Below are 24711 nucleotides of genomic sequence, written 5' to 3'. Positions count from 1 at the left end.
CGTCGCGGAACCGTCCGGGTGTCGCACCCGCCCGGTACCAACCCGGTGTGACCCAGGTGATCGTCTCGACCCCGGAGACCGCGGCCCGGCGGTACTCCCTGCTCCTCACGACCGACGACGGCGACGTCGCCGCGGCGCAGGCGCTGCGGCACCGGGTGTTCGCGGACGAGCTCGGCGCCCGGCTCGACAGCGCCGTCCCCGGCCGCGACGTCGACCGCTTCGACGCCCACTGCGACCACCTCGTGGTCCGCGAGGACGCCACCGGCGAGATCGTCGGCACCTACCGGATGCTCCCGCCGCAGCGGGCGCGCGCCGCGGGCGGCCTCTACGCCGACGGCGAGTTCGACCTCACCGCTCTCGACCCGCTGCGGTCCGGCATCGTCGAGACCGGGCGCTCCTGCGTGCACCCCGACCACCGCGGCGGCGCCGTCGTCGGGCTGGCGTGGGCCGGGCTCGCCCGCTACATGCTGCTCACCGGGCACCGCTGGCTGATCGGCTGCGCCAGCGTCTCCCTGGCCGACGGCGGCGCCCAGGCCGCGGGCGTCTGGGACCGGGTCCGTGCCAAGCACCTCGCCCCCGAGGAGTACCGCACCGTCCCGCTCCGCCCCTGGGACCCGACCGACGTCCCGCGCGGCCGGGGTGTCGCGGTCCCGCCGCTGCTGCGCGGCTACCTGCGGCTGGGCACCTGGGTGTGCGGGCCGCCCGCGCACGACCCGGACTTCGGGGTCGCGGACTTCCCGGTGCTGCTGGGGATGGACCACATCGACCAGCGCTACCTGCGCTTCTTCCTGGGCGAGGACGCCGCCGGGGTGACGGGCGCATGACCCTCGCCGCCGGACCGGAGGGCGACGCCGGCGCGCCCCTCCGCCCGCTCCGCCGCCTCCGGCCCCGTGGTCGTGCCTCCGCGGCCGTCCCCTCGGCCGGGGCCGCGGTGCTCCCGCCCACCCCGGCGGACCCGGCGCTCTCGCCCACCCCGGCAGACCCGGCGACGGGGGACCGACGCGGTGCTGCGCACCACCCGGCCCGTGCCGCCCTGCGGACCCCGGTGCGCCCGGTCGTCGACCACCCCACGCACCCGCCGGCACCGCCCGCGTCGCGGCGTCCCGGCGGGCCGTGGGCGGCCTGGTCACCGTGCACCCCGCAGGAGTGCCTGCCCCCGCGCACGACGACCGGCACGCTGCGCCTGGGCCGCCGTGCCGTGGCGCTGCTCGCGGTGCTGGCGGTGGCCGCGATGCTCGTCCCGGTCGCCGCGCTGTGCGGCGCCCGCGTGCTGGAGCCGGTCCTGCGGGCGCTGCACCGTGCGGTGCTCCGCGCCGCCGGGGTCCGGCTCGTCGTGCGCGGCGGACCGCTGGCGCCCGCGGACGGGCGGGGCGCGCTGGTCGTGGCCGACCACACGTCGTGGATCGACATCCCGGCGCTCGGCGCGATCGGCCCGGTCACCATGCTCGCCAAGCGGGAGGTCAGGGACTGGCCGCTGATCGGTGCGCTCGCCGCCCGCACCGGCACCCTGTTCGTGCACCGCGAGGGCCTGTCCCGGCTGCCCGGCACCGTCGCGACCTGCGCCGACGTGCTGCGGGGCGGCACGCTGGTCGGGGTCTTCCCCGAGGCGACGACGTGGTGCGGCGCGATCTCCGGGGACTACCGGCGCGCGCCGTTCCAGGCCGCGATCGACTCGGGTGCTCCGGTCCGGCCGGTCACCGTCGCGATCACCACCCCGGACGGGCGGCCGACGACGGCCGCCGCGTTCGTCGGCGAGCAGACCCTCGGCGACACCGTCGGCCGGGTGCTCCGGCTGCCCGGACTGGTCTGCGAGGTCACCGTCGGCGAGCTCGTCGAGCCGGGCCCGCGCACCGACCGGCGCGCGCTGGCCGCACGGGCCCGCGACCGGGTCCGTCACCCGCGCCCCGCCGCGACCGCCACGGTCGTGTGAGACGGACGGTCGTCCACGACGGGTTCGGCACGCACCGTTGTCACGGCGGGGTCTACCCTGGAGGCCGATGACGTACCTGGACCACGCGGCGACCACACCGATGCTGCCCGCCGCCGTCGCCGCTCTGAGCGACGCGCTCGGCCGCACCGGCAACGCGTCGTCGCTGCACTCGTCGGGGCGCCGCGCCCGGCGCGCGGTCGAGGAGGGGCGTGAGCGGATCGCCGAGGCGGTCGGCGCGCGCCCGTCCGAGGTCGTGTTCACCACCGGCGGCACCGAGAGCGACAACCTCGCGGTCAAGGGCCTGTTCTGGGCCCGCCGGGCCGCCGACCCCCGCCGCTCGCGGGTGCTGGTCTCGGCCGTCGAGCACCACGCGGTCGTCGACGCGGCGGAGTGGCTGGCCACCCACGAGGGTGCCCGGCTGCGGCTGCTCGAGGTCGACGCGACCGGCCGGGTCCACCCGGAGACGCTGCGTGCCGCGCTCGCCGAGGACCCGGACGGGAACGCCCTGGTCTCGGTCATGTGGGCCAACAACGAGGTCGGCACCGTCAACCCGGTGCGCGAGCTCGCCGCCGTCGCCCACGAGTTCGGGGTGCCCTTCCACACCGACGCCGTGCAGGCCGTCGGCATCCTCGACGTCGACTTCGCCGCGAGCGGTGCCGACGCGCTCACCCTCACCGGGCACAAGCTCGGCGGCCCCTACGGCGCGGGCGCGCTGTTGCTCGGCCGCGAGGTCGCCTGCACCCCGCTGCTGCACGGCGGCGGCCAGGAGCGCGACGTCCGCTCCGGCACCCTGGACGTCCCGTCACTGGCCGGACTGGCGGCGGCCGTCGTCGAGTCGGTGGCCGCCGCGCCGCGCCGCCGGCTGCACCTGGCCGGGCTGCGCGACGAGCTGATCCGCGTCGTGCGCACCGAGGTGCCCGACGCGGCGCTGAACGGTGACACGACCGACTCCCGGGTCGACGGTGGTCCCGGCAGGCTGCCCGGCAACGCGCACCTGTCGTTCCCCGGCTGCGAGGGCGACAGCCTGCTCATGCTGCTCGACGCCCACGGCATCGACTGCTCCACCGGTTCGGCCTGCACCGCGGGCGTCGCCCAGCCCAGCCACGTGCTGCTGGCGATGGGCGCCGACGAGTGCACCGCCCGCGGGTCGCTGCGCTTCTCGCTGGGGCACACCAGCACCTCCGCCGACGTGGCCGCGGTCGCCGGGGCCATCGGGTCGGTCGTGGAGCGGGCCCGCAACGCGAGCCGTCGCACCCCCGCGTCGGTCACGGGCTGAGCCGTGCGGGTCCTCGCTGCGATGAGCGGTGGCGTCGACTCCGCGGTCGCCGCCGCGCGGGCGGTCGCTGCCGGGCACGACGTCGTCGGTGTGCACCTCGCGCTGTCGCGCACCCGCGACGCGATGCGGTCGGGGTCGCGCGGCTGCTGTTCCAAGGAGGACGCGGGCGACGCCGCCCGCGCCGCGGACGTCCTCGACATCCCGTACTACGTCTGGGACCTGTCCGAGGAGTTCACCCGCGACGTGGTGGACGACTTCGTCGCCGCCTACGCCGCCGGCCAGACGCCGAACCCCTGCCTGCGGTGCAACGAGAAGATCAAGTTCGCGGCGGTCCTGGACCGGGCGCTCGCGCTCGGCTTCGACGCCGTCTGCACCGGTCACTACGCCCGGCTCGACCCGGCCGGACCGGTGCTGCGCCGCTCGGCCGACGGCGGCAAGGACCAGTCCTACGTGCTGGCCGTGCTGCGCGCCGACCAGCTGCGGCACGCGATGTTCCCGGTCGGCGACACCCCCAAGCCGCAGATCCGGGCCGAGGCCGCCCGGCTCGGGCTGCGCGTCGCCGGCAAGCCCGACAGCCACGACATCTGCTTCATCCCCACCGGTGACACCCAGGGCTTCCTGGCCGACCGCCTGGGCAGCACCCCCGGTGACCTGGTCGACGCCGCCACCGGCGAGACCCTCGGCACCCACGACGGCGTGCACGGCTTCACCGTCGGGCAGCGGAAGGGTCTCGGGATCGACCGCCCGGCCCCCGACGGCCGTCCCCGCTACGTGCTCGGCATCGAGCCGGTCAGTGGCACCGTGCGGGTCGGCCCGGAGGCGGCGCTCGACGTCACCGCGATCACCGCGCGCACCCCGGTGTGGACCTCGGGCGTGGCGCCGGACGCGCCGTTCGGCTGCGTCGTGCAGGTCCGCGCGCACGGCGGCACCGCACCCGCGACCGTCACCCCGCTCGGCGCCGCCGTGCAGGTGGACCTGGCCGAGCCGCTGCGCGGAGTCGCCCCGGGGCAGGCCGTCGCCTTCTACCGCCCCGACGACGACGGCGACATCGTCCTGGGGTCGGCGACGATCACCGGGACTGTCTGACCGGGGCTGTGTGGCCGGGCTGTCTGGCCGGGTCGGTCAGCCCGGCCGGGTCCGCCCGACCGGAAGCCTGACACGTACTGCCCGATCGGGACCGCCTGGCCGGGGCTGTCTGACCGGCGCTGCCCGACCGGCGCTGCCCGACCGGCGCTGCCTGATCGGGGCCGCCTGACCGGGACTGCCTGACCTGGTCCGCCTGACCGGGACCGCCTGACCGGGACCGCCCGACCGGAAGCGTCCGGCATGTACTCCCGGGCCGACCACGTCCGGCCGGGGCCCGCCCGGACTCGGCCGCCGGGAGTGCGCCGCCACCGCCGGCGCGCGGCGCTGTCGTGGCGGACCGCCGTCCGCCGAGATGCACCTCAGCGGGCCCCGCGCGCCGCTGGAGCCCGCTGATCTGCATCTCGGCGCACCCCCCCGGCGAGAGCACTGCTCTTGCTTTTGCATGGCGCTGAGTGAACACTGCTCTCATGACGAATCAGCGATCTCGATCCCACTACCTCGCCCCCGGCCGGTTCACCCGACGCGTGATGAACCCGTTGGTCGCCGGCCTGACCCGGCTCGGCCTCCCGCTCGCCGGCTCCGCGGTGCTCGGTGTCCGCGGCCGTCGCTCCGGCGAGGTCCGCACCACGCCGGTCAACCCGCTGCGCCACGACGGCGTCCGGTACCTCGTCGCCGCCCGCGGCGAGACCCAGTGGGTGCGCAACCTGCGCGTCGCGGGGGAGGCCGAGCTGACCGTCGGCCGTCGCACCGAGCGGGTGGCCGCGACGGAGTTGACCGACCCGGCCGTCGCCGTCCCGGTGCTGCGGGAGTACCTGCGCCGCTGGGCCTGGGAGGTCGGGGCGTTCTTCGACGGCGTCGACGCCTCCTCGTCCGACGCCGAGCTTGCTGCCGCCGCACCCCACCACCCGGTGTTCGCCCTGCACTGAGAACTCCAGCGATCGCCCCCTGCAGCGTTCGCCCTGCAGCGTTCGGCCTGCGGTGATCGCCCTGCAGCATTCGGCCTGCGGTGACCGCTCCGGGGTGATCGCTCCGTGGTGACCGCTCGGGGGTGATCGCTCTGCGGTGATCGCCGACGGTGGAGCGTCTGGTGCGGCTCACTCGCCTCCGCGCGCCACATTGGCGATCATGCCCGCCGCCGACGGGCCGGGGCCGCACGCGTCGGGCCCGGACCGCGGAGGACACTGTGGGGGTGACCATCCCGGACCCCACCGACCCGCTGGCCGCCGCGCTCGCCGCCGCCGGACTCGGCGACGTCCGTCCCGGCGAGACCGTCGCGCCGCAGCCCCGGATCGAGGTCGTCGACGACACCCCCGCCGAGCCCGCCGCGCCCCGCGCCCTGTGGCCCGCCGGCGTCGGCACCGGCGTCGGATCACTGCCCGGCACCGACATCCGCGAGGCGTGCGCGCTGGTCGCCGGCGAGACCCCCGAGTTCCCGGCACTGCCCGATCTGCCCGCCCGCGGTGTCGGCGCGGACATGATCGGGCGCACGGCCGGGCTGCTGGTGGACCTCGCCGTCGAGGTCGTGCCGACCGGCTGGCGGGTCACCGCGCACCCCGGGCGCGACCTGCGCCGGTCCCGTGACCTGATGTCCGGCGATCTGGACGCCTTCGACGACGCCTGCGATCACATCCGCCCGTCCTGGGTGAAGATCCAGGTCACCGGCCCGTGGACGCTCGCCGCCTCGGTCGAGCTCGCGTCCGGGCACCGGGTGCTCACCGACCGCGGGGCCGTCCGCGAGTTCGCCGCCAGCCTGACCGAGGGGCTGCGCACGCACGTCGCCGAGGTCGCGCAACGGACCGGGGCGACGGTCGTCGTCCAGCTCGACGAGCCCGGTTTGCCCGCGGTGCTCGCCGGGTCGTCGCCGACCGCGTCCGGCTACGGCACCGTCCGCGCGATCGCCGCGCCGGACGCCCAGGACCTGCTCCGCGACCTGGTCGACGGCGTCGACGCACCGGTCGTCGTGCACTGCTGTGCGGACCGCCCGCCGATCCGGCTGCTCGCCGGGACCGGTGCGGCCGCGGTCGGCATCGACGCGACCCGACCGGCGTTCGCCGGGAGCACCGCCGAACCGCGCGCCCTCGACGCGATCGGCGAGACCTGGGACAGCGGCGTCCCGTTGTTCCTCGGGCTGCTGCCCGGCACCGCGCCGTCCCGCGAACCGGCGATCGGCGACCTGGCCCGCGCCGGCTACGACCTCGCCGACCGGCTGGGCTTCGACCGGCCGCGGCTGGCCCGCCTTGCCGTCCCGACGCCCGCCTGCGGGCTCGCCGGGGCCTCCCCGGCCTGGGCGCAGCGTGCGCTCGCCCTGTCCCGCGAGCTGGGAAAGGCCTTCGCCGATCCGGACGAGGTCGCGCCCGCCGACGGGCGCTGACCTCGCATGATCGGCGTCGCGCGCGCCTCCGTGTTCCGCGCGTGCGTCCGGACGCACGCGCCGAGCGGATCACCGCGCGCGGAGCGGATCACCGCGCGCGGAGCGGATCACCGTGCCCCGGGCGGATCACCGCGCGGGGTGGATCACCGTGCGCCGGGCCGGCGGCGGAGTGCTTCTCCCCGAGCCCCTCAGTTCAGCTTGCGGGTGCCCTCGGGGAGCCCGCCGCCGGCGTAGACGTCGGTGGCGAGGTCCTGCAGCGCGGTCAGCGCGACGTTCTGGCTCCACGGGCCGTAGGACACGCGGGCGACGCCCAGCTGCCGGGCGGTCCCCAGCGGGATCGACCCCGGGATGCCGATCAGGTTGACCTTGCGCTCGCCGAGCGCCTCGACCAGGCGTCCGACCTGGGTCTCGTCGAGCTTGCCGGGCACGAAGAAGTTCGACGCGCCCGCGTCCAGGTACGCCTTCCCGCGCTCGATCGCGTCGGCCAGCACGGCCTCGGGGTCCTTGTCACCGGCCTTGAGGAAGGCGTCGGTGCGCGCGTTCAGCACGAAGTCGATCCCGGCCTTCTCGGCCGCGGCGACGGCGGCCTCCACGGCCTTCACCGCCTCGGTGAGCGGCTTGACCTGGTCCTCCAGGTTGCAGCCGACGATGCCGACGTCGATCGCGCGCGCGACGGTGCCACCGGGGTCGCCGTAGCCGGCCTCCAGATCGGCGGTCACCGGCAGGTCCCCGGCAACCTCCGCGATCAGCCCGACCTCGGCGATCATGAGGTCGCGCGGGATGTGCTCGCCGTCGGGGTAGCCGCGGGACGCGGCGATCCCGTGGCTCGCGGTGGCCAGGGCCGTCGTGCCCGGGGTCTCGGCGACGACCTTCGCGGTGATCGCGTCCCAGACGTTGACGACGAGCAGCAGCTCCGGTGCGGCGTGCAGCTCCTGCAGCTTCGTGGCCTTCTCGGCGATGGAGGTCATGTGATCACCGTAGGCCGGTTCCGGGGCCCCCGCCGCGTACCCAGAACTGAGGATCTGCGGTGCCCCCGACAGCGGCAGGGCCGTCCGACCCCCGATCCTTGTGCCGTGCTCCGAGACCGGTCCGACGTCCGACACCCGACCACCCCGCCGGGTGGTCTCGGGTCGTCCGCGCTGGTGCTGGGAGCGCTGGGCTCGGTGTTCGTCGCCGTCGCGATCGCGCTGTCCGCGGTGTCGCCGCTGACCGTCGCCGGTCTCGCGTTCGCCTCCGCCGGGGTGGTCCTGGCCATCGGCGGTCTGGTGCTGGGCACGCTGGGCGCGGTCCGTGCCTGCCCGGGCCGGTCCCGGACGGCGATCTCGGCCGCGGGACTGTCGGTGGCCGGGCTGGCCGGCGGGCTGATCTGGCTGGCCGCGTTCGTGATGCTCGCCGTCACCGGGCCGGGACCGCCGCCCGTGCAGGGGGCCGGCACCGCGCCGGCCTGCGGGCCCGGGGTCTGCCACACCCCCTGAACCGGCGGTCCGGTCGACGCGTTCGCTCTGTCGTCCGAGGGCCCTGTCATCGGAGGACCCTGTCGATGACGGCTGCTACGGCGCCCGCCCGCCGGAGCTCTCGGTCCCGGCTCCGGCGCTCGCCCGGGCCAGCGCGATCGTCGCCACCACGAGCACGGCCACCAGCACCGCGACGAGCGCCCACCCGGCCCCGCCGGTGGACAGCCGCTCGTCGAGCACGGTCACGCCGACGACCGCCGCCACCACCGGCTCCCCGACGACCACCGCGGGCAGCGACGCCCCCAGCGCCCCGGCCTGGAACGCGGCCTGCTGCAGCAGGGTCCCGCCGACCACGGCGACGACCAGCGCCCAGGTCTCCCACGAGGTCAGCACCGTGGTGATCCCGTCGGACAGTGTGTCGACCACGCCCAGGGTGAGCGCGGCGACGACGCCGTAGGCGATGCCGGTGGCCGCGGCCAGCAGCAGTGCCCGCGCCGTCCCCGTCGTCGACCGGGCCGCCACGAGACAGGCGGCGAACAGCACCAGCAGCACCGACCCCGTCGGCGCCCACGCGGTGAGCCCGGCCCGGTCGACACCCGCGGTCGGCTCCCCGACGGTCACGAACAGCACCAGCGCCACCACCAGCACCGCGGCCCAGGCCAGCTCCCGGCGGGACGGCCGCCGCCCGGCCCACCACGCGGCCAGCGGCAGCGCGAACACCAGCTGGGTGACGATGATCGGCTGCACCAGCAGCAGCGACCCGAACCCGAGCGCGACGGCCTGCATCGCGAACGCCGCCGTGTCACCCAGCGACCCGGCCAGCCAGCGCGGATCGCGGACCAGCCGCGCCAGCATCCGCAGCCCCCGGTCGTGCGGGTCCGCCGCCGCCGAGGTCTGCTGCGCGACGGCGGCGAGCGCGAAGAGCAGCGCCGAGAGCAGCGCGGCGCCGACCGCGGCGACGGTGTTCAGCGGATCAGGAGATCGAGGACCCGGCGGGCATGGCCTCGAACCGCATGTCCGGGAACTTGCGCTGGATGATGTCCATCCGCCACTTGTTGGTGAACAACGCGAGGTGCTCGCCGTCGGAGTCGCGGCGCAGGACCTCGCACTCGGACTGCCCGGCCAGCTTCTCGACCGCCTCGGCGTCGACCAGGCGCGCGATCTGGTACGGCAGCCGGTCGAGGGTGACCGGCGCGTTGAACTCGGTCTCCAGCCGTGTGGTGACCACGTCGAACTGCAGCGGCCCCACCGCGGCCAGCACCGGCGCCTGGTCGCCGCGCAGGTCCGAGCGCAGGATCTGGATGACCGCCTCGTTGCCGAGCTGCTCGATTCCCTTGCGGAACTGCTTGTACTTGCCCGCGTCCTTCGCGCGGATCACCGCGAAGTGCTCGGGGGCGAACGCCGGGATCGAGGGGAACTCGACCGGGTCGGCCGCGTAGAGGGTGTCCCGGGGCGCAGGGCGGTGGCGTTGACCAGGCCGACGATGTCGCCGGGGAACGCCTCCTCGACGGTCGTGCGCTCGGCGCCGAACACCGACTGCGCGTACTTGGTCGCGAACGGCTTGCCCGTCGCGGCATGGGTGAGCACCATGCCGCGCTCGAAGCGGCCCGAGCAGATCCGCAGGAACGCCATGCGGTCACGGTGCGCCTTGTCCATGCCGGCCTGGACCTTGAAGATCAGCCCGGAGGTGGGCGCCTCCAGCGGGCGCTCCTCGCCCTTCACGTCGGGCCGCGGGGCGGGCGGCGGGGCGAGGTCGACCAGCGAGTCGAGCAGCCGGGCGACGCCGATGTTGGACAGCGCCGAGCCGAACAGGACCGGGGTGGCCGTGCCGGAGCGGAAGCCCTCCTCGTCGAAACCGGCGCCGATCTCGTCGAGCAGGCCCAGCTCGTCCTGCGCGTTCTGCCAGTACTCGGGCTCCTGCGCGGCGATCATCTCGGCGTCGACGACCTGTGCGGTGGCCTTGGTCGCGCCGCCGGCGGCGCGGGTGAACGCGGTGTACTCGCCGGTGCTGCGTTCGATGAGCCCCTTGAACTGCCCGGCGATGCCCAGCGGCCAGGTCAGCGGCATCGGGCGCAGGCCGATGGTCTGCTCGACCTCGTCGAGCAGCTCCAGGGCCTCGCGGCCCGGCCGGTCCCACTTGTTGACGAAGGTGACGATCGGGACGCCGCGCGAGCGGCAGACGTCGAAGAGCTTGAGGGTCTGCGGCTCGAGACCCTTCGCCGCGTCGAGCAGCATCACCGCGGCGTCGACGGCGGCGAGCACCCGGTAGGTGTCCTCGGAGAAGTCGCCGTGGCCGGGGGTGTCGAGCAGGTTGATCACGCAGTCCCGGTAGGAGAACTGCAGCACCGCCGAGGACACCGAGATGCCGCGGGCACGCTCCATCTCCATCCAGTCCGACGTGACGCCCTTGCGGCCGGACTTGCCGTGCACCGCACCGGCGGAGTCGATGACCTCCGCGTGCAGCGCCAGCGCCTCGGTCAGGGTCGACTTGCCCGCGTCGGGGTGGGAGATCACCGCGAACGTCCGGCGGCGGGCGGTCTCGCCGACGACGCGCGCGTCGGTGGCGGTGCCGGTCTGCCGGGTGACGTTCTCGATGGTGCTCACACCTGCATTCTAGGCGTCGCCACCGACACCCCCCGACGACGGCGCCCGGCTCAGGTCGACCACGCAGAAGACGTTGCCGTCGGGGTCGGCGAGGACGACGAAGTCGGGCTCGGCGGGGTAGTCGTCCCAGACCGGCCGGGTCGCGCCCAGCGATGTCAGCCGCGCCACCTCGGCGTCCTGCTCGTCGGTGGTGTCGACCAGGAGATCCAGGTGGAGCCGGGGTCTGGGCTCGGGCGGGGACGCGCTGCGCATCAGGCCGAGCACCCGCTCGCCGTCGGAGCCGGTCAGGGTGCGCCAGGACGGGCTCGACCACTCGTCGGAGACGTGCAGGTGCAGTGCTGCGGTCCAGAACGCGGCGGCCCGGTCGAGGTCGACGACGCCGACCACCGGGAACCCGAGCCTCAGCACGGCTCAGGCCCCCGCTTCCAGCAGCGCCCGCATGTCGGGCAGGTCGAAGTGCTCGACGGTCGCCCACGCCGACGGGCTGCCGTGGTGCGGGTCGGCGCCCGCGGCCAGCAACGCGGTGACCGACGGCGCCGACCGGGCGAACAGCGCGGCGGCGAGCGCGGTCTGGCCGCGGTCGTTGGTGTGGTCCGGCTCCGCGCCGCGGGCCAGCAGGTCGGCGACGACGCCGTCGTGGCCGTAGTAGGCGGCGAGGATCAGCAGGGTGTCGCCCTTGGGGTCGGTCAGGCCGACCGGGACGCCCGCGTCGAGGTAGGCGCCCAGCCGGTCCGCCGCACCCTCGCGGGCAAGGTCGAACATCCGGTGCGCGAGCTCCACGGCAGCCTGGTCCATCCCCCGACCGTAGATTCCCCTGCTCGGTTGCGCATGACTGTCGGGGGGCGCGGCTAACCTGCGCCTCGTGAGTTCCCAGTCCGACGCCCAGCAGGCCCGCGAGCGCCACGCGCAGCTGGCGGCCGAGGTGGCCGACCACCAGTTCCGGTACTACGTGCTGGACGCCCCGGTCGTCTCCGACGGCCAGTTCGACGAGCTGTGGCACGAGCTGCTCGCGCTGGAGGAGGCCCACCCCGAGCTGGTCACGCCGGACTCGCCGAGCCAGCGCGTCGGCGGCACGTTCTCCACCGACTTCACCTCCTACGACCATCTCGAGCGGATGTTGTCGCTGGACAACGCCTTCTCGCCCGAGGACCTGCGCACCTGGCACGAGCGGGTGACGAAGGAGGTCGGCGGGGACCTGCACTACCTGTGCGAGCTCAAGATCGACGGGCTCGCGGTCAACCTGCTCTACGAGGGCGGGCGGCTCACCCGGGCCCTGACCCGCGGCGACGGGCGCACCGGCGAGGACATCACGCTCAACATGCGCACCCTCGCCGAGGTGCCCGAGCGGCTCACCGGCACCGACGAGTTCCCGGTGCCGGCGCTCGTCGAGGTCCGTGGCGAGGTCTACTTCCGGCTGGAGGACTTCGAGCGGCTCAACGCCTCGCTGGTCGAGGCGGGCAAGGAGCCGTTCGCGAACCCGCGCAACACCGCGGCCGGCTCCCTGCGCCAGAAGGACCCACGGGTCACCGGCTCGCGCAACCTGCGGCTGATCTGCCACGGCCTGGGCAAGCGGGAGGGGTTCACCCCCGACACCCAGTCCCACGCCTACGACGCACTGGTCGCCTGGGGTCTGCCGGTCTCCCCGCGCACCAGGGTGCTCCAGGGGATCGAGAAGGTGATCGAGTACGTCGAGTACTGGGGTGAGCACCGGCACGACGTCGAGCACGAGATCGACGGCGTCGTCGTGAAGGTCGACGAGGTGGCGCTGCAGCGCAGGCTCGGCGCGACCTCCCGGTTCCCGCGCTGGGCGATCGCCTACAAGTACCCGCCGGAGCAGGCCACCACCCGGCTGCTCGACATCCGGGTCAACGTCGGGCGGACCGGCCGGGTCACCCCGTTCGCGGTGATGGAGCCGGTGAAGGTCGCCGGGTCCACGGTCGAGATGGCGACCCTGCACAACGCCGACGAGGTGCGTCGCAAGGGCGTGCTGATCGGTGACCGGGTGGTCATCCGCAAGGCGGGCGACGTCATCCCCGAGGTGCTGGGGCCGGTCACCGACGTGCGCGACGGCTCCGAGCGCGAGTTCGTCATGCCGACGCACTGCCCCGAGTGCGGCACCGCGCTCGTGCAGCAGAAGTCGGGCGACGTCGACCGGCGCTGCCCGAACGCCCGTTCCTGCCCGGCGCAGCTGCGGGAGCGGTTGTTCCACGTCGCGGGCCGGGGCGCGTTCGACATCGAGGGGCTCGGCTACGAGGCCGCGGTGGCGCTGCTGACCTCGGGTGTGCTGACCGACGAGGGCGACGTCTTCTCCCTCACCGAGGCCGACCTGCTGAGGACCGAGCTGTTCCGCAACCAGAAGGGCGAGCTGACGGTCAACGGCCGCAAGCTGCTGAGGAACCTGGAGGCGGCGAAGGACCGGCCGCTGTGGCGGGTGCTGGTGGGACTGTCGATCCGGCACGTCGGGCCGACCGCTGCGCAGGCGCTGGCCCGCGAGTTCGGGTCGATGGAGGCCCTCGAACGCGCCGCGGCACAGGCGAAGGCGGACACCGAGGCCGCCGGGGTCGCGATCGTCTCCGACGGGACGGCGGGGGAGGACGACGCCGCGGCCGAGGCCACCGCGTCGACGCCCGAGGGTGCTGCGGCCGAAGCGACCGGCGATGTCGAGGCCGCCGAGGCGGAGGCGGCGGTTGCCGCAGGCGAGGCGGAGGCGGCACCCGGCGACGGGTCTGCCGGTGATGGGTCTGCCGGCGACGGGGCGTCAGACGATGGGGCGCCCGACGACCGGGCGCCCGGTGAAGGGGCGCCCGGTGAAGGGGCGCCCGGTGACGGGGCCGCCGACGCCGTGGCCGTGGAGGCTGCGAAGCAGGAGCGGGCCGCGGCGCGTGCCCGGGCGAAGGCCGTCGCGGAGGCGCTCGCGCCGATCGCCGGGGTCGACGGCGTCGGCCCGACCATCGCCGCGGCCGTGCGGGACTGGTTCTCCGTCGACTGGCACCGCGAGGTCGTGCAGAAGTGGCGGGCCGCGGGCGTCGCGATGGAGGACGAGGTCGACGACTCGGTGCCGCGCTTCCTGGAGGGCCTCTCGATCGTCATCACCGGCTCGATGGAGAACTGGTCCCGCGACGAGGCCAAGGAGGCGATCATGGCCCGCGGTGGGCGGGCTGCCGGGTCGGTGTCGAAGAAGACGGCCTTCGTCGTCGCGGGGGAGGCGCCCGGCTCGAAGTACGACAAGGCCGTCGAGCTCGGGGTGCCGGTGCTGGACGAGGCCGGGTTCGAGGTCCTGCTCGCCCGCGGCCCCGACGCGGCGCGGGAGCAGGCCGCCGACGCCTGACGGCCCGGAGTCCGGTCCGCCGCGTGACCGGGGAATCCGCCCGGCGGCCGGACCTGCAGCACGCCGACGGTGAGCGACCACTCACCGGGCGTGTCGGGCGTCCGGCGCGGCCCGGCGTCCGGACGCCGACGTCGCCCGGACGCGACCGCGCCCGGACGCCGGCCGCGGACGATCACCGCCTACCCTCGGTCGCACGCCGGGGTCGTCCCGGCGGGAGGACGACCACTCGGATCGGGGAACACACGGTGTTGCAGGCGTCGCTCAACGGCTCACGACCGGCGGACGCGCACCCGGCGTTGCCGACCCTGGCCCGCCACCTCGCCCGTGACGCCCGGGCCGTCGCCCGGCTCGGCGTCACCTCGGTGCACGTGCACCCGCGCGACGACAGCGGCGCCGAGACGATCGAGCCCGCCGTGGTCGGCGACGTCGTGTCGCTGATCCGCCAGGAGGCCCCTGGCATCGAGATCGGCGTCCCGACCGGGCGCTGGATCCAGCCCGACCCCAAGGACCGCGTCGAGACCGTCCTGTCCTGGGGCCGGCTCGGCTCCGGCAAGCCCGACGTGTGCGGCGTCAACGTGCACGAGCTCGGCTGGACCGAGGTCTGCCACGCCGCGTGGTCGGTCGGCATCGCCGTCGAGCTCGGGGTCTGGACCAGCGGTGACGCCGTCACCCTCCGCCAGAACGGGCTGCCCCCGGGCACCCGCCGGGTGATCGCGGAGTCGACGGTGATCGACCCGGAGACCGCCGTCGCCGAGGGCATCCGGATCCTGCGCGCGCTCGGCCAGCCCCCCGTTCCCGTGCTGCTGCACGGCGAGGAGGAGGGCGCCTGGCCGGTGCTGGAGTACGCGACCCGGGTCAACATCGACACCCGGATCGGCTTCGAGGACGTCCTGGTGCGCCCCGACGGCTGGCTCGCGACCGGCAACGACGACCTCGTCCGCACCGCCCTGTCGATCCGGGTCTGACCCGGATCCGCCGCACCCGCGCCCCGGCGACCCGGGTGGACCGGGGCGGGCGGCGGGGGTCAGGCCTTCAGCACCGTCGCGACGATCCCCGCGAGGTGCGCCAGCCGCGCCAGCTCCGACGGCCGGAACACCGGCCCACCCGGCCGTCCGACCACCAGCGTCTTCGGCGGTTCCCCGGTCCCGAACGGCGCGGCGGCCAGCTCGGTGTCCATCGCCCGCCACGGCTCGGGCACCCAGTGGCTGTCGTCGAGGGCGATCGCCCGGTCCAGCGGCAGCCAGGGCAGGTCCCCGGACCGGGTCTCGGGCGCCGCGGCGCTCTCCGCGATCCGGAAGGAACGACCGTTCTCGCTGACCGCGACCAGCGCCCAGCCGGCGCGGAACAGCCGCGGCACCTCGCCGGCGAGCAGGTCGAGCCCGTGCGCGTGGTCGCCGGCGATCTCGTCGAGCAGCTCCAGCTCGCGGTGGGTGTCCAGCTGCCCGGTGTGCGGGCGCACCGACTCCACCGACACCCCGGGCACCGACTCGGCCGCGGTGATGAGCACGTCCGGCGGCCGGTTGGTCGGCAGCTCCACGGCGATGTCGTCGACCGCCTGCCCGTCGCCGCGCTCCACGACGTCGACGCTGAGGATGTCCGCCCCCGCCCCGCCGAGGGCGGAGGCGACGGCCCCGAGATTGCCGGGCTTGTCCGGGAGGACGACCCGGAGCAGGAACGACACGGAGTGGATCCTCTCCCTCGACAGCGAGCGCCTCATCGGCACGCGTGTGCACCGCACCGGAGTGGCGGGGGGCGGTTCCGGGCGGGAACGATGATCCTGCCACCCTCGGGGCCGTCGGTCACCCGCCACCCACATCATGGTGTGCGTACCTGGTCACCGGGGGGCGATCGGCCGGTGGACCGGCGGGAATAGACTCGCCCGATGGACCGGCGCGCGCGGGAGCGGCCGGGTCGTGTCGGCAGCCGGACCGGCGGTCGCACCGTCGTCGCCGCACCGTCGTCGCGACCGTCCACCCGCCGTCGTCATCATCGGACACCATCCCAGAGGAGGGGCATGACCGCCGATTCCGCGGAGCGGACGGGCGGGGTCATCACCCGGGACGAGGTCGCACACCTCGCCCGGCTGGCCCGCCTGGCCGTCACCGACTCCGAGCTGGACACCTTCGCGTCGCAGCTCGACGTGATCATCGGGTCGGTGGCCCGGGTCGGAGAGGTCGCCGCCGACGACATCCCGCCGACCTCGCACGCCGTCCCGCTGGAGAACGTCTTCCGCCCGGACGAGCGCCGCCCCGGCCTGAGCCAGGAGCAGGCGCTCGCCGGCGCCCCGGCCGCCGAGGACGGGCGCTTCCGCGTCCCGCGGATCCTGGGGGAGGAGCAGTGAGCGACCTGATCCGCCTCACCGCGGCCGAGCTCGCGGAGAAGATCCACTCCCGCGAGGTCTCCGCCGTCGAGGTCGCCCAGGCCCACCTCGACCGGATCGCCGCCGTCGACGGTGAGGTGCACGCGTTCCTGCACGTCGGCGCCGAGGCCGCGGTGGCGTCCGCCGCACTGGTCGACGAGCGGATCGCCGCGGGCGAGGCCCCGGAGTCCCCGCTGGCAGGGGTGCCGCTGGCGCTCAAGGACGTGTTCACCACCTCGGACATGCCCACCACCTGCGGCTCGCGGATCCTCGACGGCTGGCAGCCGCCCTACGACGCGACGGTCACCACGCGCCTGCGCGCCGCCGGGATCACGATCCTCGGCAAGACCAACATGGACGAGTTCGCGATGGGCTCCTCCACCGAGCACTCGGCGTACGGCGTGACCCGCAACCCGTGGGACACCACCCGGGTGCCGGGCGGCTCCGGCGGCGGGTCGGCGGCGTCGCTGGCCGCGTTCGAGGCGCCGTTGGCGATCGGCACCGACACCGGCGGCTCGATCCGCCAGCCCGCCGCGTTCACCGGCACCGTCGGCGTCAAGCCCACCTACGGCCAGGTGTCCCGCTACGGGCTGGTCGCCTGCGCGTCGTCGCTGGACCAGGGTGGGCCGTGCGCGCGCACCGTGCTGGACGCGGCGCTGCTGCACGAGGTCATCGCCGGCCACGACCCGCTCGACTCGACCTCGATCGACCGGCCGGTCCCGGCCGTCGTCGAGGCGGCACGCCAGGGCGCGACCGGGGACCTGTCCGGGCTGAAGGTCGGCGTCGTGCGCGAGCTGGGCGGCGAGGGCTACCAGCCCGGCGTCCGCTCGGCGTTCGACGCCTCGCTGCGCCGGCTGGAGAAGCTGGGTGCCGAGATCGTCGAGGTCGCCTGCCCGCACTTCGAGTACGGGATGGCCGCGTACTACCTGATCCTGCCCAGCGAGGTGTCGTCGAACCTCGCCCGGTTCGACGCCATGCGCTACGGCCTGCGCGCCTCCGAGGGCCGCTCCGCCGAGGAGGTCATGGCCAACACCCGCGAGCAGGGCTTCGGGCCCGAGGTCAAGCGGCGGATCATGCTCGGTACCTACGCGCTGTCCAGCGGCTACTACGACGCCTACTACGGCCAGGCGCAGAAGGTCCGCACGCTCATCAGCCGGGACTTCGCCGCGGCGTTCGCCCAGGCCGACGTGCTCGTGTCGCCGACGGCGCCGACCGTGCCGTTCCCGATCGGGGACAAGGTCGACGACCCGCTGGCCATGTACCTGAACGACCTGGCCACCATCCCGACGAACCTGGCCGGGGTGGCCGGCATGTCGGTGCCCAACGGGATCTCCGAGGGGCTCCCGACCGGCCTGCAGATCATGGCCCCCGCGCTCGGCGAGGCCGTCATGTACCGCGTCGGGGCGGCGTTCGAGGCCGCCCGCGACGCCGACGAGGGCGGTCCGCTGATCGCCCGCGTCCCGGACGTTGCTGAGGTGAGGGCATGACCCCGGCCGTGGAGCTGGTCGACTTCGACGACGTCGTCGCCCGGTACGACCCCGTCCTGGGCATCGAGGTGCACGTCGAGCTGTCGACGAACACCAAGATGTTCTGCGGCTGCCCGACGGAGTTCGGGGCCGAGCCCAACACCCAGGTCTGCCCGGTCTGCCTGGGGCTGCCCGGCGCGCTGCCGGTGGTCAACCGGGCCGCGGTGGAGTCGGCGATCCGGATCGGCCTGGCGCTGAACTGCTCGATCGCGCCGTGGGGCCGGTTCGCCCGGAAGAACTACTTCTACCCGGACATGCCGAAGAACTTCCAGACCTCGCAGTACGACGAGCCGATCGCCACGGGCGGGTTCCTGGACCTGACCCTCGACGACGGCGAGGTCGTCCGGATCGGCATCGAGCGCGCGCACATGGAGGAGGACACCGGCAAGTCGCTGCACGTCGGCGGCTCCGACGGTCGCATCCACGGCGCCGACCACTCGCTGCTGGACTACAACCGGGCAGGCGTCCCGCTGATCGAGATCGTCACGACGATGATCCCGGACACCGGGGCCCGTGCCCCGGAGGTGGCCCGCGCCTACGTCACCGCGCTGCGCGACCTGATCCGGTCCCTGGGTGTCTCCGACGTCCGGATGGACCAGGGCTCGATGCGTGCCGACGTGAACCTCTCGCTGTCGCCGAAGGGCGGCGCGCTGGGCACCCGCACCGAGACGAAGAACGTCAACTCGCTGCGGTCGGTCGAGCGCGCGGTCCGGCACGAGATGAGCCGGCAGGCCGGCGTGCTCGACGCGGGCGGTGAGATCGTCCAGGAGACCCGGCACTTCGACGAGGCGACCGGCCACACCCGCGCCGGGCGACGCAAGGAGACCTCGGAGGACTACCGGTACTTCCCGGAGCCCGACCTGGTCCCGATCGCCCCGTCCGCCGAGTGGGTCGAGGAGCTGCGCGGCACCCTGCCCGAGCTGCCGTGGGAGCGCCGCAAGCGCATCCAGAGCGACTGGGGCATCTCCGACGAGGAGCTGCGCGACCTGGTCAACGGCGGTGCGCTGGAGCTGGTCGAGGCCACCGTCGCGGCCGGTGCGCCGTCGCAGGAGGCCCGCTCGTGGTGGGTGTCCTACCTGGCCCAGCAGGCCAACACCCGCTCGGTCGAGCTCGCCGAGCTCGCGATCACCCCGGCGCAGGTCGCCCGGGTGATCGAGCTGGTCGCGGCGGGGGAGCTGACCAACAAGCTCGCCCGCCAGGTCGTCGACGGCGTGCTCGACGGCGAGGGCGGCCCGGACGAGGTCGTCGCCGACCGCGGGCTGAAGGTCGTCTCCGACGAGGGCGCGCTGGTCGCCGCCGTCGACGCGGCGCTGGCCGAGCAGCCCGACGTCGCGGAGAAGATCCGCGGTGGCAAGGTCCAGGCGGCCGGGGCCATCGTCGGCGCGGTCATGAAGGCGACGAAGGGCCAGGCCGACGCCAAGCGGGTCCGCGAGCTGATCGTCGAGCGGGTCGGGGCCTGACCGGAGCGGCACGCGTGACGGGCCCCGGTCCGGTCGGAGCAACCGACCGGACCGGGGCCCGTTCCTCGTCCGCGACACGCGACCGCCAAGTGAGGCGAGGCTAGGCTCACCGGAGATCCCACGCCTCCGGAGGGCCCGTGTCCACTGCACTGCTCGAGCGCCCCGTCGTCGAGAACGCCACCCGCCGCCAACTGCTCGCCGCCGTCGGCGCCACCGGCCTGCTCGCCGCCTGCGGTCGCCCGTCGACGCCCGTCGGCGCGGCCCCGGCCGGCGCGACCCGCAGCATCACCACCTCGCTCGGCACCTACGACGTCCCGGTCGCGCCGGTGTCGGTGCTGGCCGTCGACTCGCGGGTCGACCTGGAGACCGCCGTCGCGCTCGGCCTGCCGGTGTCGGCGACCAGCCTGCGTCCCCCGGCCGCGTGGGTCCCGGCCCCGCCCGGGCTGCCGGTCCTGAAGGGTCCGATCGTCGACGAGGAGGTCCTCGCGCTGCGCCCGGACCTGATCGTCTGCTCCGCCGAGGACGACGGTGAGTACTGGCCGACCGCCCGGCTGCAGCGAATCGCGCCGGTCGTCCCGACCTCGTTCGACGTGCCGTGGCGCACCGACCTGACCACGATCGCCACCCAGCTCGACCGGCGCGACGCACTGGACCGGGTGCTGGCCGAGTACGACGCGGTCGCCGCCGGGGTCCGGGAGCGCCGCCGCGGGGCGCTGGCGACCAGGCGGATCGTCATCGCCCAGTGGCGGCCCGAGGCGGGCACGTTCGTGGTGAACACGGCGGGCCGGTTGCAGCAGCAGGTGCTGACCGACCTGGGCGGCTCGCTGGCCGGGGAGGAACGCGCCTACGCGGCGGACCAGGAGGTGCCGCTGGAGGAGATGAGCCGGTTCCGCGACGCCGACGGGTTCTACCTGCAGAACACCGGCACCGAACGGGCGCTCGCGACGATGCGCGACGTCCCGGTGTGGCGCGAGCTCCCCGCGGTGCGGGCCGGGAAGGTCGTCGAGACCATGGGCAACGTCAACTACGGCAGCGTCTACAGCGCGATGCAGGTCGCCCGCGACCTGGACGCGCTGTACGCGCTGCTCGGCTGAGCGTCCGGGCCGCTCAGCCGGAGGCGCCGGCCCTCGCCGAGCCGGGGTCGGCGGCGTCCGGCTCGTCCTGGGCGGGGCCGGGGGCCTCGGGCACGTCCCCGGCGAACTCCAGCGGCGCGGCGCCGGGCAGCGGCCGCCCGGCGGGCTCCGCGAGGAACCACACGCTGACCAGGCCGATCAGCCCGGCGCCGATCAGGTAGTAGCCCGGCCAGTCCAGGTTCCCGGTGGCGGTCACCGCGGTCTCGATCACGGCGGGCGCGGTCCCGGCGAACAGTGACACCGCCAGGTTGAAGGTCAGCCCGAGACCGGCGTAGCGGACCAGGGTGGGGAACTGGGCGGGCAGCGTCGACGGGCAGACACCCGCGAAGCAGACCAGGACGGCGGCCAGCAGGACCAGGCCGGTGGCCTGTCCGGCGAGCCCGAGCTGCAGCAGCCACACGATCGGCAGGCCGAGCACGACCAGCGCGATGCTGCCCGCCGCGAGCAGCGGGCGGCGTCCGATCCGGTCGCTCCACCGGCCGACGAGCACGACCGCGGCGAGCGCGAGCACGGTGACGCCGACCTGCAGCAGCGTCGCGACCTCCCGGCTGGTGCCCGCCGCGCCGAAGCGGGGCAGGGTGCCGGTCAGGTAGGTCGGCACGTACGCGGTCAGCACGTAGTTGGTGACGTTCCAGGCGATCACCAGGCCTGCGGTGACCAGCGCCGCGGAGCGGTAGTGCTTCACGAGGATCCCGAACGCGCGGCGGTGGGTCATCGTCGCCAGCGCGGGGGAGCGCTCCATGAGCTGCCGGAACGCCGGGGTGTCCTCCAGACGCATCCGCAGGTAGACGCCGGCGATGCCGAGCGGGAGCGCCAGCAGGAACGGGATCCGCCACCCCCAGGCGAGCAGGTCGTCGTCGGGCAGCAGGGTCACCAGCGCCGCGGTGACGCCGGCACCGAGCGAGTAGCCGACGATCGTGCCGAACTCCAGCCAGCTGCCGAAGAAGCCGCGACGCCGGTCGGGGGAGTACTCGGCGACCAGGGTGAGTGCACCGGTGTACTCACCGCCCGCGGAGAAGCCCTGCAGCATCCGGATGACCACGACCAGGACCGGCGCCGCGATGCCGATCGTGCCGTGCGACGGGACGAGGCCGAGCAGCACCGTCGCGACGGTCATCAGCAGCACCGTGGCGGCCAGCACCCGCGGCCTGCCCACCCGGTCGCCGAGGTGGCCGAACACGAACCCGCCGAACGGCCGGGCGACGAACGCCGCCGCGAACGCGGCGAGGGTCAGCACCAGCGACCACTGGCCCGCGTCCGGGAAGAACACCCGGTTCAGCACCACCGCGGCCAGGTAGGAGTAGATCCCGAAGTCGTACCACTCGGCGACGTTGCCCACCGATGCCGCCGTGGCGGCCCTCCGGACGGTGGCCTCGTCCTCGACCGCCGTGTCGAGGATGCGGCGACGGGTCCTGCGCGGCTTCTCGATCATCTGGCCCCTCTGCCGTGGTGGGCGCACGCCGGAACGTTCCGACGTGGCGGTGGGGCGACTGTTCTATCACTGATATATTAGTAGGCGCAACGATGCGCGACGGACCGTCGCCGAGCCCGGGTCAGATCGCGCTGGCCCCGCCGCCGGTCGGCGGCTGGATGCGGACCACCCGGTCGTCGGTGGCGCCGGGGGCACCGCCGTCGCGGTTCACGGTGCCCAGCCAGAGCAGGCCGTCCGGGGCGAGGGTGACCGGGCCGATGCGGCCGTAGGTGTCCTCCAGCACCGGCTTCGGGTCACCGGTGAAGGTGCCCTCGGGACCCGGGTTGAGCACGAACAGCGCCTTCCCGGTGCTCTGGGCGACGACCACCGCGCCCGGCAGCACCGTGCACCCCGCGACTCCGGGACGGTCCGGCCAGGTCCAGGCCGGCGCGCCGAGCGCGCCCGGGGCGACGCGGTACAGGACGTCGCGCCCGGCCGTCCGGTCGGTGACCCAGGTGGTCCGTGCCGCCGGGTCGACGCACACCCCGCCCGGCGCGGTGAGCCCGCGGGCCAGGACCGGCGAGGCACGGTCGGGGTTGCCCGGGGCCGGCCGGCCCAGGGTGTCGATCCGCAGCACCGCCCCGGCGAGCGGACCCGCCCCGGCGGGCGTGGCGACCAGCAGCGAGGAGCCGTCGGCGTCGACGGCCAGCGCCCCTCCCGGGGGCAGCCCCGCCAGCACCGGCTTCGGCGCCTCACCGGGTGCGATCCGCCAGACCCGGCCCTCGGACAGGGCGTAGAGCAGGCGGTCCTCGGCGTAGCCGGGGGACAGGACCAGCCCGGTCAGCCCGCCCGCCGGATCGACCGGCACCGTCGCGACCGGCCGCGGCGTGGCGTTGCGGCGGACCTCCAGCACCCGTCCGGTCCGCCGCTCGGCGACGAGTGCGTGGTCGCCCTGCGGGAGCACCGCCACCGCCCCGACCGGCCCCAGGCACGCGGCCACGACCTGGGGGTCCGGATCGACGCACGGCTGCGGGGCCGCCGCGGGCCCCTGCTGCTGCGGCGACGGCGGCCGGCCCGACGGCGGTGCCTGCTCCTCCGGGGCGATCCGGGGCGGCCCGCCCAGCTCGCCGGCACCCTCGGCCTGGGGTCGCCAGTCGCGCGTGCCCGCGTCGGGGAAGGTGGCGCAACCGGCCAGCAGCACGACGAGCGTCGCGACGATCAGCAGCAGCCGGGCGGTCACGAGGAGCCAGGATAGGCCCCGCGAGGTGAGTGCCCGGTGAGTACGGTCGGACGCCATGAGCAGCCCCGTGACCGTCCTCGTGCCGCACGCCGCCGGAGCCGAGATCCTGTCCGAGGTGGACGGGCTGGAGCCGGTCGTCTACGACCCGGAGAAGCCGCTGCCGGACGAGGCGGGGCGGGCCCGGGTCCTGGTCGCCCCGTTCCTGGCGACCTCCGAGGCCGTCGCGATGACCGAGCAGATCCCGCACCTGGAGCTGGTGCAGCTGCTCACCGCCGGGGCCGAGGCGTGGATCGGGCGGCTGCCCGACGGTGTCGCGCTCTCCGACGGCCGTGGCGCGCACGGCGGCGCGACCGCCGAGTGGGTCGTGTCGGTGCTGCTCGCCGTCTACCGCCACCTCGACCGGTTCGTGCGGGCCCAGGACCGCGGCGAGTGGGACTACCACCAGACCGAGGAGCTGGCCGGCAAGAAGATCCTCATCGTGGGCGCGGGCGACGTCGGGCAGAAGACCCGGGCCCGTCTGGAGCCCTTCGAGGTCGAGACCGCGATGGTCGGACGCACCGCCCGCGACGGTGTCCACGGCTGGGACGAGCTGCCCGCCCTGCTCCCGCAGTACGACGCGACCGTGCTGATCGTCCCGCTCACCGACGAGACCCGCGGCATGGTCGACGCCGACTTCCTGGCCGCCATGCCCGACGGGGCGCTCCTGGTCAACGGCGCCCGCGGACCGGTGGTGGACACCGACGCGCTCCTCGCCGAGCTCACCTCGGGCCGCATCCGGGCCGCCGTCGATGTCACCGACCCCGAGCCGCTGCCGCCGGGGCACCCGCTCTGGTCGGCACCCGGGCTCCTGCTGACCCCGCACGTCGGGGGGACCGTGCCGATGGCGATGCGCCGGGCCTACGGCGTCGCGGCCGAGCAGCTGGCGGCGTTCGTCCGGGGCGAGGAGCCTCCGAACCTGGTGACCGGGGCGTACTGAGCGGAGTCTTTCCTGCCCCGAGGGCGGTGTCGGCGGCTGCGGAGAACGCGGTCGCAGAGTCTGGTGAAAACCCCGGAGTTCGGGTGTTAAGCGATGTCCGGCCGGCGCCGCAAGCGCTTGCCCGACCTATGACGTAATCGTACGTTCGGGCCGCGTTCACCGGCTGACACGGCACCGATCGTGCCTGTGCCGCTCTCGGGGAGGTTCTGCCTGATGATCCGGACCGCTCGCCCGCAATGCTCGACGAGGAATTGTCGGAGACCTGCCCTGTGCCGGGCACAGTGAGCCGGGCGCTGTCGCTCACCGACGGCGACACCGCCCGGGACGACACGGTGGCCCGCGGCCCTCGTCCGCTCCGCGCTCGCCGAGCGTCGTCCGGACACCGGCTCCCGGTTCGACGAGATGACCCGCTACGCGCTGCTCGCGCCGGGCAAGCTCCTGCGACCGCTCATGCTGCTCACCGCGGCGGAGGCCGTCGGCGGGCCGGCGCGTGACCGGTCTCCCGCCGCCGCCGCGCGCGGTCGAGCACCTGCACGTCGCCTCCTGACTTCGGTCAC

Annotated in this window: 21 protein-coding genes and 1 pseudogene; 14 read left to right on the top strand and 8 right to left on the bottom strand. The window is 74.9% G+C overall.

What is annotated here, in order from left to right; all coding sequences use genetic code 11:
* The first annotated feature begins 47 nt into the window (after positions 1-47).
* The 6 genes from KPL57_RS18825 to KPL57_RS18800 all read left to right on the top strand — a co-directional run bounded on the left by KPL57_RS18825 (position 48) and on the right by KPL57_RS18800 (position 6663).
* Positions 48-824, top strand: coding sequence for a GNAT family N-acyltransferase (locus KPL57_RS18825; protein ID WP_226352596.1), 777 nt, complete (start codon positions 48-50; stop codon positions 822-824).
* On the top strand, positions 821-1930 hold the full coding sequence (locus KPL57_RS18820) for a 1-acyl-sn-glycerol-3-phosphate acyltransferase (protein WP_226352595.1): 1110 nt from the start codon (positions 821-823) through the stop codon (positions 1928-1930). The genes KPL57_RS18825 and KPL57_RS18820 overlap by 4 nt, the downstream gene beginning before the upstream one ends.
* 67 nt (positions 1931-1997) lie before the next feature.
* Positions 1998-3206: a cysteine desulfurase family protein gene (locus KPL57_RS18815; protein WP_226352594.1), complete on the top strand. Its 1209-nt coding sequence runs from the start codon at positions 1998-2000 to the stop codon at positions 3204-3206.
* Between the two features lie 3 nt (positions 3207-3209).
* Positions 3210-4292, top strand: a complete 1083-nt coding sequence (gene mnmA / locus KPL57_RS18810) for a tRNA 2-thiouridine(34) synthase MnmA (protein ID WP_226352593.1) — start codon at positions 3210-3212, stop codon at positions 4290-4292.
* 467 nt (positions 4293-4759) lie between these two features.
* Positions 4760-5218 carry a nitroreductase family deazaflavin-dependent oxidoreductase gene (locus tag KPL57_RS18805; protein WP_226352592.1) on the top strand — a complete coding sequence of 153 codons (459 nt, stop codon included), beginning with the start codon at positions 4760-4762 and terminating at the stop codon, positions 5216-5218.
* Between the two features lie 410 nt (positions 5219-5628).
* A complete protein-coding gene (locus KPL57_RS18800; protein ID WP_226352621.1) occupies positions 5629-6663 on the top strand; it encodes a methionine synthase in 1035 nt (344 codons plus the stop codon).
* A gap of 188 nt (positions 6664-6851) precedes the next feature.
* Here the strand turns inward: KPL57_RS18800 and KPL57_RS18795 are convergent, their stop codons facing one another.
* Entirely contained in the window at positions 6852-7631 is a 780-nt protein-coding gene (locus KPL57_RS18795; protein ID WP_020622510.1) for an isocitrate lyase/phosphoenolpyruvate mutase family protein, read from the bottom strand.
* A gap of 105 nt (positions 7632-7736) precedes the next feature.
* Here KPL57_RS18795 and KPL57_RS18790 point away from each other — a divergent pair, with 105 nt between their 5' ends.
* Positions 7737-8138, top strand: coding sequence for a hypothetical protein (locus tag KPL57_RS18790; protein ID WP_226352591.1), 402 nt, complete (start codon positions 7737-7739; stop codon positions 8136-8138).
* Positions 8139-8213: 75 nt separating this feature from the next.
* Here the strand turns inward: KPL57_RS18790 and KPL57_RS18785 are convergent, their stop codons facing one another.
* From KPL57_RS18785 to KPL57_RS18770, 4 genes and pseudogenes are all read right to left on the bottom strand, one after another.
* Complete coding sequence (locus tag KPL57_RS18785; protein ID WP_226352620.1) at positions 8214-9056, bottom strand: DMT family transporter; 843 nt, start codon at positions 9054-9056, stop codon at positions 8214-8216.
* Positions 9057-9090: 34 nt separating this feature from the next.
* Positions 9091-10721: pseudogene (locus KPL57_RS18780) on the bottom strand (peptide chain release factor 3).
* Positions 10722-10730: 9 nt separating this feature from the next.
* Positions 10731-11129: a VOC family protein gene (locus tag KPL57_RS18775; protein ID WP_226352590.1), complete on the bottom strand. Its 399-nt coding sequence runs from the start codon at positions 11127-11129 to the stop codon at positions 10731-10733.
* A 3-nt stretch (positions 11130-11132) separates the two neighbouring features.
* A complete protein-coding gene (locus tag KPL57_RS18770) occupies positions 11133-11516 on the bottom strand; it encodes an ankyrin repeat domain-containing protein (RefSeq protein ID WP_226352589.1) in 384 nt (127 codons plus the stop codon).
* Between the two features lie 58 nt (positions 11517-11574).
* Between KPL57_RS18770 and ligA the strand changes: the two genes are divergently transcribed.
* Together ligA and KPL57_RS18760 are read left to right on the top strand one after the other, a co-directional pair.
* On the top strand, positions 11575-14049 hold the full coding sequence (gene ligA / locus KPL57_RS18765; protein WP_264198299.1) for an NAD-dependent DNA ligase LigA: 2475 nt from the start codon (positions 11575-11577) through the stop codon (positions 14047-14049).
* Between the two features lie 245 nt (positions 14050-14294).
* Positions 14295-15014 carry a 3-keto-5-aminohexanoate cleavage protein gene (locus tag KPL57_RS18760; RefSeq protein WP_226352587.1) on the top strand — a complete coding sequence of 240 codons (720 nt, stop codon included), beginning with the start codon at positions 14295-14297 and terminating at the stop codon, positions 15012-15014.
* A 59-nt stretch (positions 15015-15073) separates the two neighbouring features.
* Here the strand turns inward: KPL57_RS18760 and KPL57_RS18755 are convergent, their stop codons facing one another.
* Positions 15074-15730 carry an amino acid-binding protein gene (locus KPL57_RS18755; protein ID WP_075310640.1) on the bottom strand — a complete coding sequence of 219 codons (657 nt, stop codon included), beginning with the start codon at positions 15728-15730 and terminating at the stop codon, positions 15074-15076.
* Between the two features lie 333 nt (positions 15731-16063).
* On the opposite strand from KPL57_RS18755, the gene gatC reads away from it, so the two are divergent.
* From gatC to KPL57_RS18735, 4 genes are all read left to right on the top strand, one after another.
* On the top strand, positions 16064-16390 hold the full coding sequence (gatC, locus tag KPL57_RS18750) for an Asp-tRNA(Asn)/Glu-tRNA(Gln) amidotransferase subunit GatC (RefSeq protein WP_020622204.1): 327 nt from the start codon (positions 16064-16066) through the stop codon (positions 16388-16390).
* Complete coding sequence (gene gatA / locus KPL57_RS18745; RefSeq protein ID WP_226352586.1) at positions 16387-17895, top strand: Asp-tRNA(Asn)/Glu-tRNA(Gln) amidotransferase subunit GatA; 1509 nt, start codon at positions 16387-16389, stop codon at positions 17893-17895. Before gatC ends, gatA begins: the two co-directional genes overlap by 4 nt.
* Complete coding sequence (gene gatB, locus KPL57_RS18740) at positions 17892-19394, top strand: Asp-tRNA(Asn)/Glu-tRNA(Gln) amidotransferase subunit GatB (RefSeq protein ID WP_226352585.1); 1503 nt, start codon at positions 17892-17894, stop codon at positions 19392-19394. Before gatA ends, gatB begins: the two co-directional genes overlap by 4 nt.
* A 137-nt stretch (positions 19395-19531) precedes the next feature.
* Positions 19532-20488, top strand: coding sequence for an ABC transporter substrate-binding protein (locus tag KPL57_RS18735; protein ID WP_226352584.1), 957 nt, complete (start codon positions 19532-19534; stop codon positions 20486-20488).
* Positions 20489-20501: 13 nt separating this feature from the next.
* Here the strand turns inward: KPL57_RS18735 and KPL57_RS18730 are convergent, their stop codons facing one another.
* Both KPL57_RS18730 and KPL57_RS18725 read right to left on the bottom strand, forming a co-directional pair.
* A complete protein-coding gene (locus KPL57_RS18730; RefSeq protein ID WP_226352583.1) occupies positions 20502-21959 on the bottom strand; it encodes an MFS transporter in 1458 nt (485 codons plus the stop codon).
* A 121-nt stretch (positions 21960-22080) separates the two neighbouring features.
* On the bottom strand, positions 22081-23178 hold the full coding sequence (locus tag KPL57_RS18725; protein WP_226352582.1) for a sorbosone dehydrogenase family protein: 1098 nt from the start codon (positions 23176-23178) through the stop codon (positions 22081-22083).
* A gap of 55 nt (positions 23179-23233) precedes the next feature.
* On the opposite strand from KPL57_RS18725, the gene KPL57_RS18720 reads away from it, so the two are divergent.
* Positions 23234-24154 (top strand): 2-hydroxyacid dehydrogenase, encoded by a 921-nt coding sequence (locus KPL57_RS18720; protein WP_226352581.1) that lies wholly within the window; start codon positions 23234-23236, stop codon positions 24152-24154.
* The last annotated feature ends 557 nt before the right edge of the window (positions 24155-24711 follow it).

This window comes from Pseudonocardia sp. ICBG601 (genome assembly GCF_020496245.1).
This window is presented reverse-complemented; position numbering and strand designations above follow the sequence as displayed.